Origin of the sequence: Spirillospora sp. NPDC127506, assembly GCF_040302145.1 — a bacterium.
Taxonomy (GTDB): Bacteria; Actinomycetota; Actinomycetes; order Streptosporangiales; family Streptosporangiaceae; genus Spirillospora.
The window spans coordinates 1-10067 of sequence record NZ_JBEORG010000081.1 but is presented as its reverse complement, the minus strand read 5'-3'; the positions used below and the strand labels follow the sequence as shown (position 1 = coordinate 10067).

Below are 10067 nucleotides of genomic sequence, written 5' to 3'. Positions count from 1 at the left end.
CCCGCGGCGAGGCCGTCCCGGCGGCGGCTTCGGCGGTCCCCGCGCGGGCGGCGGCGGTCGTCCGGGCGGCGGCTTCGGCCCCCGTCCCGGTGGCGGCGGCCGCGGCCGCGGCGGCACGCAGGGCGCCTTCGGTCGTCCCGGCGGGCGTCCCGCACGCGGGCGCAAGTCGAAGCGGGCGCGCCGCCAGGAGTTCGAGAACATGCAGGCGCCCGTCGCCGGCGGCGTCACGGCTCCGCGCGGCAACGGCAAGACCATCCGGCTGCCGCAGGGCGCGTCGCTGACCGACTTCGCGGAGAAGATCGGCGCCAACCCGGCGTCGCTCGTCGCGATCATGATGCATCGCGGCAAGATGCTCACCGCGACCCAGTCGGTGGACCCCGACGACCTCATCGAGCTCGGCATCGAGCTGGACTTCGACGTCCAGGTCGTCAGCCCCGAGGACGAGGACCGCGCGCTGCTCGAGTCGTTCGACATCGAGTACGGCGAGGACGAGGGCGGCGAGGAGAACCTCCAGCCGCGCCCGCCGGTGGTCACCGTCATGGGCCACGTCGACCACGGCAAGACCAAGCTGCTGGACGCCATCCGGCACGCCAACGTGCAGGCGGGCGAGGCCGGCGGCATCACCCAGCACATCGGCGCCTACCAGGTCGAGACCGAGGTCGACGGCGAGGACCGCAAGATCACCTTCATCGACACCCCGGGCCACGAGGCGTTCACCGCCATGCGCGCCCGCGGCGCCGACACCACCGACCTGGTGGTGCTGGTGGTCGCCGCCGACGACGGCGTCAAGCCGCAGACCACCGAGGCGATCGACCACGCCACCGCGGCGGGGGTCCCGATCGTCGTCGCGGTCAACAAGATCGACGTCGAGGGCGCGGACCCGAACCGGGTGCGCGCGCAGCTGACCGAGTACGGCCTGGTCGCCGAGGAGTTCGGCGGGCAGACGCAGTTCGTCGACGTGTCCGCCAAGCAGGGCACGAACATCGACGGGCTGCTGGAGGCGATCATCCTGACCGCCGACGCCGAGCTCGACCTGAAGGCCAACCCCGACATGCCCGCCCAGGGCTCGGCCATCGAGGCCCACCTGGACAAGGGCCGGGGCGCCGTGGCGACCGTGCTGGTGCAGCGCGGCACGCTCCGGGTCGGCGACTCGATCGTCTGCGGCGTGGCCAACGGCCGCGTCCGGGCGATGCTCGACGAGAACGGCAACAACGTCGAGGAGGCGGGCCCGTCCCGCCCGGTGATGGTGCTCGGCCTCGCGGCCGTGCCCAGCGCGGGCGACAACTTCCTGGTCGTCGACGACGACCGCGTCGCCCGGCAGATCGCCGACAAGCGGATCGCGCGCAAGCGCAACGCCGAACTGCTCCGCAGCCGCAAGAGCAGCTCCCTGGAGGAGCTCTTCCGCGACCTGGAGCGGGGCGAGCGGCAGGAGCTGCTGCTCATCCTCAAGGGCGACGTGTCCGGTTCCGTCGAGGCGCTGGAGGACTCCCTCCTCAAGATCGACGTGGGCGACGAGGTCAACCTGCGGATCATCCGCCGCGGCGTCGGCGCGATCACGCAGGACGACGTCAACCTGGCGCTGGCGTCCGAGGGCGCGGTCATCATCGGCTTCAACGTGCGGCCCGAGCGCAACGCGCAGGAGCTGGCCGACCGCGAGGGCGTCGACATCCGGTACTACTCGATCATCTACCAGGCGATCGAGGAGATCGAGGCGGCCCTCAAGGGCATGCTCAAGCCGGAGTTCGAGGAGGCCCAGCTCGGCACGGCCGAGGTCCGGGAGATCTTCAAGGTGCCGCGGATCGGCAACATCGCCGGTTCGATGGTCACCTCCGGGGTCATCCAGCGCAACGCCAAGGCCCGCCTCGTCCGCGACGGCGTCGTGGTCGCCGACAACCTCACGGTGTCGTCGCTGCGCCGCTTCAAGGACGACGCGACCGAGGTCCGCGAGGGCTTCGAGTGCGGTATCGGCGTGGGGTACAACGACCTCAAGCTGGGCGACGTCATCGAGTGCTTCGAGATGCGGGAGAAGCCCCGCGTCTGAGGCCGGCGGCCCGCCCGCGCGGCGCGTCCCCGCGGGGGCGCCCGCGCGGGCGGCCGGCCCGTCGCCGATGTGATCGCCGATCGGGTGACACGACGCCAGGCTGATCTTCTAGCCTGGCGTCCGGCATGTCCGGCCGGCCCCGCGCCGTGCGGTCGCGGCCGGGAACACGGCGGGCGATCCCCGTCGTTCCATTTTCAGAAGATCCCGAGGTGATCGACCAGGTGTACGTGGGTGCGCTGACACTCGACCTGCTGCTGGGGGACGTCCGCTCGCTGAAGCAGAAGCGGTCCGTCGTCCGGCCCATCATCGCCGAGGTGCACAAGCACTTCCCGGCGGTGGCCGTCGCCGAGACCGGCGGCAACGACCTGCACCGCAGGGCGGAGATCGGGGTGGCGGTGGTGTCCGGTACCGCCGCGAACTGCACCCAGGTTCTCGACCAGTGCGAGCGCCTGGTGGCCGGGCGGCCGGAGATCGAGCTGCTGTCCGCCCGCCAGCGCATCTTCAACGATGAGGACTGACCCGGATATGGGGACGTTCTCCGGCGATGCGGCCATGGGAGCCGGGGCGCCGGTGGACCATAGAGGGGTCGGCTGACCATGGAAAGGGAGTGCGATCATGGTGGACGCAGCCCGGGCGCGCAAGCTCGCCGACCGCATCCAGCAGATCGTGGCCGAGATGCTGGAGAGGCGGATCAAGGATCCGCGGCTCGGCTTCGTGACCGTGACGGACACCCGCATCACCAACGACCTGCGCGACGCGACCGTGTACTACACGGTGTACGGGTCGGACGGCGAGCGCGCCGAGACGGCCGCCGCGCTGGAGAGCGCCAAGGGCGTCATCCGCTCGGAGGTGGGCAGGAAGACCGGGGTCCGGCACACGCCCAGCATCACGTTCGTCATGGACTCCCTGATGGAGAACGCGGCGCACATCGACGACCTGCTGGCCAAGGCCCGCGCGAAGGACGCCGAGGTCGCGCGCGCCGCGCAGGGCGCGACCCCGGCCGGTGAGGCGAACCCCTACCGCGAGGCCGCCGCGGACGAGGACGGCGAGGACGACCTCGGCGGGCGCGACGCGGCGGAGGGCGGTGAGGACGGCCGTACCGGACGCCCGTCATCGTGAGCGGGCCGGAGGGCCGCGCGGAGACTCCGGGCGCGGGCCGGCCGGAGGAGTTCCACCTCCACGACGTGGGCGGGCGCCCCGGGAGCGGCCATGACCTCGTCCCGCGCGGCGGTGCCGGCGGCGTGCGCGGCGGCTCCGCCGGGGCGGCGGGCGCGTCCGCCGACCTCGAATGGGACCGCGCGGTCGCGCTGATCCGCGCGGCGGAGGAGGTCTGCCTCGTCTGCCATGTGGCCCCGGACGGCGACGCGCTCGGCTCCATGCTGGCGCTGGCGCAGGCGCTCCGGGCGATGGGCAAGCGGTGCGCGGCGTCCTTCGGGGAGCCGTTCACCGTCCCGGCGATCCTGCGGTTCCTGCCGGGCCAGGAGCTGCTGGTGGAGCCCGCGCGGGTGCCGGCGGCGCCGGAGCTGATGATCTCGCTGGACGCGGCGGGCCGGGCGCGGCTCGGCGAGCTGGCCGGGCACGCCGACCGGGCCGGCGCGCTGATCGTCGTCGACCACCACGCGTCCAACACCGGGTTCGGCGGGGTGCGGCTCGTCGACCCGGCCGCCGCGGCCACCGCCGTGCTGGTCGAGGAGCTGATCCGCAGGCTCGGCGTCCCGCTGGACCGCGACATCGCGCAGGGCCTGTACGCGGGCCTCGCCAGCGACACCGGCTCGTTCAAGTACCCGTGCACGACCCCCGAGGTCCACGACCTGGCGGGCCGGCTGCTGACGGCGGGCGTCCGGCCGGACGCGGTCAGCCGCGAGCTGTGGGACCGGGCGCCGTTCGGCTACCTGCAGGTCCTCGCGGGCGCGCTGGCGCGGGCCCGGCTGGAGCGGGACGCCGCCGGCGGCCTCGGCCTGGTGTGGACGGCGATCGCCCGCTCCGACCGGGCCGCCCGCGACGTCCACTACGACCAGCTCGAAGGCGTCATCGACCAGCTCAGGCGCACCGACGAGGCCGAGGTCGCGGTCGTGTGCAAGGAGAACGACCGGGGCGAGTGGTACGTGTCCACCCGCTCCAAGGGCGCGGTCGACGTGGGCCGCGCCTGCGTCGACCTCGGCGGCGGCGGGCACCGGACCGCCGCCGCGTTCACCATGGGCGGGGAGCCCGCCGACATCATCGACCGGCTGCGCGCGGCGCTGCGCGTGCCCGGCGACCCCGACGACTGATTTCGGAGCGCGCGTGGACAATTCGGGACTCGTCATCGTGGACAAGCCCGCCGGCTGGACGTCGCACGACGTGGTCGGGCGGATGCGGCGGCTGGTGAAGACCCGCCGGGTCGGGCACGCGGGCACGCTCGACCCGATGGCGACGGGCGTGCTCGTCCTCGGCGTCGGCAAGGCCACCCGGCTGCTCGGGCATCTGGCGCTGACGGAGAAGGGGTACGACGCGACGATCCGGCTCGGGCAGTCGACCAACACCGACGACGCGGAGGGCGAGGTCACCGCGACCGCGTCCGCCGCGGGCGTGACCGACGCGGCGCTCCGCGCGGGCGTCGCGGCGCTGACCGGGCCGATCCGGCAGGTCCCGCCGCAGGTCAGCGCGATCAAGGTGAACGGCGAGCGGGCCTACAAGATGGCCCGCAAGGGCGAGGACGTCGCGCTCGCCGCCCGCCCGGTGACCGTCCGCGAGTTCGCGGTCCTGGACGTCCGGCGCCACGGCGACGTGATCGACGTGGACGCGTCGGTCTCGTGCTCGTCAGGCACCTACATCCGCGCGCTGGCGCGCGACCTCGGCGCGTCCCTCGGCTGCGGCGGCCACCTCACCGCGCTGCGCCGCACCCGCGTCGGCCCCTACGACCTGTCCGCGGCGCGCACCCTGGACCAGCTGGCCGAGAAGCCGGAGATCCTGCCGATGGGCGAGGCGGTCGCGGCGGTGTTCCCGCGCCGGGACGTCACCGCCGAGGACGCCCGCAAGGTCGCGCACGGCGGGCGGCTCCCGGCCGCCGGGCTCGGGCCCGGACCGGTCGGCGTCTTCGCGCCGGACGGCACGCTGCTCGCCCTCGTCGAGGAGCGGGGCGGGCTCGCCAAGCCCCTCGCGGTGTTCGTCTCCTGACCAGCGGGGCAATACGCCCGTGGCGAGCATCACCGGACGAAGGTGATGCACGGAAACCTACGGCCGCGTAACCTACGTGAGCGTAGGTTCGTTGGTGAGGAGGTGTCCGTGACCACTGTGAAGGACCACCCCCCGGTGGCGTCCCCGACCCGCCCGCGGCTGCGCGGCTGGCTGCACCTCGGCGCGTTCCCCGCGGTGCTGGTCGCCGGGCTCGTGCTGGTCGCGCTCGGGCCGAGCCCGGAGGCGCGGCTCGCGTCGGCGGTGTACGTGGCGACATCGGGGATGCTGTTCGGGATCTCGGGAACGTACCACCGGCAGCGGTCGAGCCGGCTGATCGAGGCGCTGCGCCGGTTCGACCACGCGAACATCTATCTGATCATCGCCGGGACGTACACGCCGTTCGCGGTCCTGGCGCTGGACGGCGGCGTGCGCCTCGCCGTCCTCATCACCGTCTGGACGGGCGCGATCGCCGGCGTCGTGTTCCGCACCGCCTGGATCGGCGCCCCCCGCGCCCTCTACGTGACCCTCTACATCGTCCTCGGCTGGGTCGCGGTGTTCTTCCTGCCCCAGTTCCTGGAGGGCGCCGGCGTCGCCGCCTGCGTGCTGGTCGCGACCGGGGGCATCTGCTACAGCGTCGGCGGCGTCGTGTACGGCCTGCGCCGCCCGAACCCGTCGCCGCGCTGGTTCGGCTTCCACGAGGTGTTCCACGCCTGCACGCTGGCCGCCTACATCCTGCAGTACATCGCCGTGTCCCTGGTCGTCTACCAGTCCGGCTGACGGGTACCCCTGGGTGCGACCGGACGCGTCCGCTCATGGCACCCTTAGGGGCGGCAGGACAAGAACGGACAGGCACGTCCTACGCAGGGAGACAATGGTGCGGCGTTGGAATGGCCTCGACGAGGTTCCCGCGGACTGGGGCCGTTCAGTGATCACGATCGGCGTGTTCGACGGCGTGCACCGCGGCCATCAGCGGATCGTCGGCGCCGCGGCGGCGGAGGCCCGCCGCCGCGGGCTGCGCTCGGTGGCCATCACGTTCGACCCGCATCCCGACGAGGTCGTCCGGCCGGGCACCCATCCGCCGCTGCTCGCCACGACCAAGCGCCGCGTCGAGCTGCTGGAGGGCCTCGGCACGGACGCGGTCCTGGTCGTGCCGTTCACCCTGGAGCTGTCCAAGACGCCCCCGGACGAGTTCGTGCGGCAGGTCCTGGTCGACCGGCTGCACGCGGCGCACGTGATCGTCGGCGAGGACTTCCGGTTCGGCCACAAGGCCAAGGGGGACGTCGCGCTGCTGCGCGAGCTGGGCGAGAAGTACGACTTCACCGCCGAGGGCATGCCGCTCGTGGCGAACGGCGGCACGATCTCGTCCACCTACATCCGGGGGCGGCTCGACGCGGGCGAGGTCGCCGCGGCGGCGCGCGCGCTCGGCAGGCCGCACCGGGTCGAGGGCGTCGTCGTGCGCGGCCACCAGCGGGGCCGCGCGCTCGGCTTCCCCACGGCCAACCTGGAGACGCCGCCGAACACCGCGATCCCCGCCGACGGCGTCTACGCGGGCCGGCTGGTCTGCGACTCCGACCGCTACCCGGACTTCCGCTGGCCCGCCGCGATCTCCATCGGGACGAACCCGACGTTCGAGGGCGCGGGGGAGCGGACCGTCGAGGCGTACGCCCTGGACCGCGACGACCTCGACCTGTACGGCGAGCACATGGCGGTGGACTTCACCGCCCGCATCCGCGACACGCTGAAGTTCGACTCGGTCGAGGCGCTGGTCGAGCAGATGCACCGGGACGTGGACCAGGTCAGGGAGATCACCGCCGAGTGATCCGGACGAGCCACCCGTTTCGCTGCGTACCCTGCGATAACAGAGGTTTTCGCATCGTGACCGGGTGGGTTTCCGGCATGGTACGGTGAATAGTCGCCGGGAAGGGCCCCGGCGCGGCTGGCTGCACCCTCATGCGGCCCGCCACCCTCTTGAAACGCACCATGCGGACCCGTGCGCCCACCGGGCCCGGATCTGCGGGTGACGATCCCACTGAAGGAGCCACGTGTCGCTCGACACCGCCACGAAGAACCAGATCATCGCCGAGTACGCGACCACTGAGGGTGACACCGGATCGCCGGAGGTCCAGGTCGCGCTGCTGACGCGCCGCATCAACGATCTGACCGAGCACCTCAAGGAGCACAAGCACGACCACCACAGCCGCCGCGGCCTGCTGCTGCTGGTCGGCCGTCGCCGCCGCCTCCTGAAGTACCTCGCCAACAAGGACATCAACCGCTACCGGCAGCTGATCGAACGCCTCGGCCTGCGCCGCTAGCACGGTGAGGGAGTGGCCCGCCGGGGCCGCTCCCTTCCTTTATGGCCGCGGCGGGCCGCCGAGACGCCGCCCGCCCGGCCGCACAACTGCAGACAAGCCTCGCGGACACCGCCGGCGCGGGCCGGTCCTCGGTAGTGGCTTCCGGATCCGTCCCGCCGCATCGGCGGGCTCTCGATCCGGGTGCTTCGATCGAAGACCGGCAGCGTGACAAGCCGACGGGAAACGGCCGTGAGGTCCGACATGGAACCTGAGGAGGTTTCCCGTGACAGAAGCCGTGCGCATCGACGGTGCGCAGAGCACCGAGGCCGTGATCGACAACGGCCCGTTCGGCACCCGCACCATCCGCTTCGAGACGGGCCGGCTGGCCCGCCAGGCGGCCGGCTCCGCCGTCGCCTACCTCGACGACGAGACGATGGTGCTGTCGGCGACCACCGCGTCCAAGAAGCCCAAGGACAACCTGGACTTCTTCCCCTTGACCGTGGACGTCGAGGAGCGGATGTACGCGGCCGGGCGCATCCCCGGCTCGTTCTTCCGCCGCGAGGGCCGCCCCTCCGAGGACGCGATCCTCACCTGCCGGCTGATCGACCGGCCGCTGCGCCCGTCGTTCACCAAGGGCCTGCGCAACGAGATCCAGATCGTCGAGACGATCATGGCGCTGCACCCCGACCACCAGTACGACGTCGTGGCGATCAACGCCGCCTCGATGTCCACGCAGCTGGCCGGCCTGCCGTTCTCCGGCCCGATCGGCGGCGTCCGCGTCGCGCTGATCGACGGCCAGTGGATCGGCTTCCCCACCCACTCCGAGCTCGAGCGCGCCACCTTCGACATGGTCGTCGCCGGGCGCGTGCTGGCCGACGGCGACGTCGCGATCATGATGGTGGAGGCGGAGTCCACCCGCGACACCCTCAGGCTCGTCGCCGAGGGCGCCACCGCCCCGACCGAGGAGATCGTCGCCGAGGGCCTCGAAGCGGCCAAGCCGTTCATCAAGGTGCTGTGCAAGGCGCAGAGCGACCTCGCCGCCGTCGCGGCCAAGGAGACCGCCGAGTACCCGATCTTCCTGGACTACCAGGACGACGTGCTCGCCGCCGTCACCGAGGCCGTCAGCGCCGACCTCGCGCAGGCGCTCACCATCGCCGGCAAGCAGGAGCGCGAGGCCCGGCTCGACGAGATCAAGGCGGCCGCCGCCGAGAAGCTCGCCGAGCAGTTCGAGGGGCGCGAGAAGGAGATCTCCGCCGCCTACCGCGCCGTCACCAAGAAGCTGGTCCGCGAGCGGATCATCCGCGACGGGGTGCGCATCGACGGCCGCGGCCCGAAGGACATCCGCCAGCTGACCGCCGAGGCGCACGTCGTCCCGCGCGTGCACGGCTCGGCGCTGTTCGAGCGCGGCGAGACCCAGATCCTCGGCCTGACGACGCTGAACATGCTCCGCATGGAGCAGACGATCGACACGCTGAACCCCGAGCGCACCAAGCGCTACATGCACAACTACAACTTCCCGCCGTACTCCACCGGTGAGACCGGCCGGGTCGGCTCGCCGAAGCGGCGCGAGATCGGGCACGGCGCCCTCGCCGAGCGCGCCCTGCTCCCGGTGCTGCCGTCGCGCGAGGAGTTCCCGTACGCGATCCGGCAGGTGTCGGAGGCGCTCGGCTCGAACGGCTCCACCTCGATGGGGTCGGTGTGCGCGTCCACCATGTCGCTGCTCGACGCGGGCGTCCCGCTGAAGCAGATGGTGGCGGGCATCGCGATGGGCCTGATCAACGAGGGCGACGAGTACGTCACGCTCACCGACATCCTCGGCGCCGAGGACGCCTTCGGCGACATGGACTTCAAGGTCGCCGGCACCCGCGACCTGATCACCGCGCTGCAGCTCGACACCAAGCTCGACGGCATCCCCGCCTCGGTGCTGGGCGCCGCGCTGAAGCAGGCCAAGGGCGCGCGCCTGGCGATCCTGGACGTGATGCAGGAGGCCATCGAGGCGCCCGCCGAGATGAGCCCGAACGCGCCGCGGATCATCACGATCAAGGTCCCGGTCGACAAGATCGGCGAGGTCATCGGCCCCAAGGGCAAGATGATCAACTCGATCCAGGACGACACCGGCGCCGACATCACGATCGAGGACGACGGCACCATCTACGTCGGCGCCACCGACGGCCCGTCCGCCGAGGCCGCGCGGCAGGCGATCAACGCGATCGCGAACCCGCACATGCCGGAGGTCGGCGAGCGGTTCCTCGGCACCGTCGTCAAGACCACCACGTTCGGCGCGTTCGTGTCGCTGCTGCCCGGCAAGGACGGCCTGCTGCACGTCTCGCAGATCCGCAAGCTGCACGGCGGCGCCCGGATCGAGAACGTCGAGGACGTCATGGGCGTCGGCGAGAAGATCCAGGTCGAGGTCACCGAGATCGACCAGCGCGGCAAGCTGTCGCTGGTGCCGGTCGAGGTCATCGAGCGCGAGGCCGCCGGACAGGACGAGGGCGGCGACGGCGCGGAGGCGTCGCGCAACGGCGACTCCGGCGAGCGCCGGGAGCGCCGCGACGACGGCGAGCGGCGCGGCCCGCGCC

At 72.4% G+C, this 10067-nt stretch carries 9 protein-coding genes; all 9 read left to right on the top strand.

Going from position 1 to position 10067, the window contains the following annotated elements; translation table 11 throughout:
• Positions 1-2041: translation initiation factor IF-2 (infB, locus tag ABTW95_RS35255; protein WP_500228589.1), on the top strand; the 2041-nt coding region annotated here is incomplete at its 5' end.
• A 209-nt stretch (positions 2042-2250) separates the two neighbouring features.
• Complete coding sequence (locus ABTW95_RS35250) at positions 2251-2559, top strand: DUF503 domain-containing protein (RefSeq protein ID WP_396452591.1); 309 nt, start codon at positions 2251-2253, stop codon at positions 2557-2559.
• A gap of 97 nt (positions 2560-2656) precedes the next feature.
• Positions 2657-3160, top strand: coding sequence for a 30S ribosome-binding factor RbfA (gene rbfA, locus ABTW95_RS35245; RefSeq protein WP_396452593.1), 504 nt, complete (start codon positions 2657-2659; stop codon positions 3158-3160).
• Entirely contained in the window at positions 3157-4311 is a 1155-nt protein-coding gene (locus tag ABTW95_RS35240) for a DHH family phosphoesterase (RefSeq protein ID WP_500228588.1), read from the top strand. The genes rbfA and ABTW95_RS35240 overlap by 4 nt, the downstream gene beginning before the upstream one ends.
• Before the next feature lie 13 nt (positions 4312-4324).
• A complete protein-coding gene (gene truB, locus ABTW95_RS35235) occupies positions 4325-5197 on the top strand; it encodes a tRNA pseudouridine(55) synthase TruB (RefSeq protein WP_500228587.1) in 873 nt (290 codons plus the stop codon).
• Between the two features lie 108 nt (positions 5198-5305).
• A complete protein-coding gene (gene trhA / locus ABTW95_RS35230) occupies positions 5306-5974 on the top strand; it encodes a PAQR family membrane homeostasis protein TrhA (RefSeq protein WP_500228586.1) in 669 nt (222 codons plus the stop codon).
• A gap of 97 nt (positions 5975-6071) precedes the next feature.
• Positions 6072-7016, top strand: coding sequence for a bifunctional riboflavin kinase/FAD synthetase (locus tag ABTW95_RS35225; protein WP_500228585.1), 945 nt, complete (start codon positions 6072-6074; stop codon positions 7014-7016).
• Between the two features lie 223 nt (positions 7017-7239).
• Positions 7240-7509 carry a 30S ribosomal protein S15 gene (gene rpsO / locus ABTW95_RS35220; protein ID WP_067792110.1) on the top strand — a complete coding sequence of 90 codons (270 nt, stop codon included), beginning with the start codon at positions 7240-7242 and terminating at the stop codon, positions 7507-7509.
• Positions 7510-7771: 262 nt separating this feature from the next.
• A partial coding sequence (locus tag ABTW95_RS35215; protein ID WP_500228584.1) for a polyribonucleotide nucleotidyltransferase occupies positions 7772-10067 on the top strand: 2296 nt, incomplete at its 3' end.

Bases quoted from the DNA above. Each gene is read 5' to 3' on its own strand.
- rbfA (WP_396452593.1), top strand. From the start codon at position 2,657: ATGGTGGACGCAGCCCGGGCGCGCAAGCTCGCCGACCGCATCCAGCAG.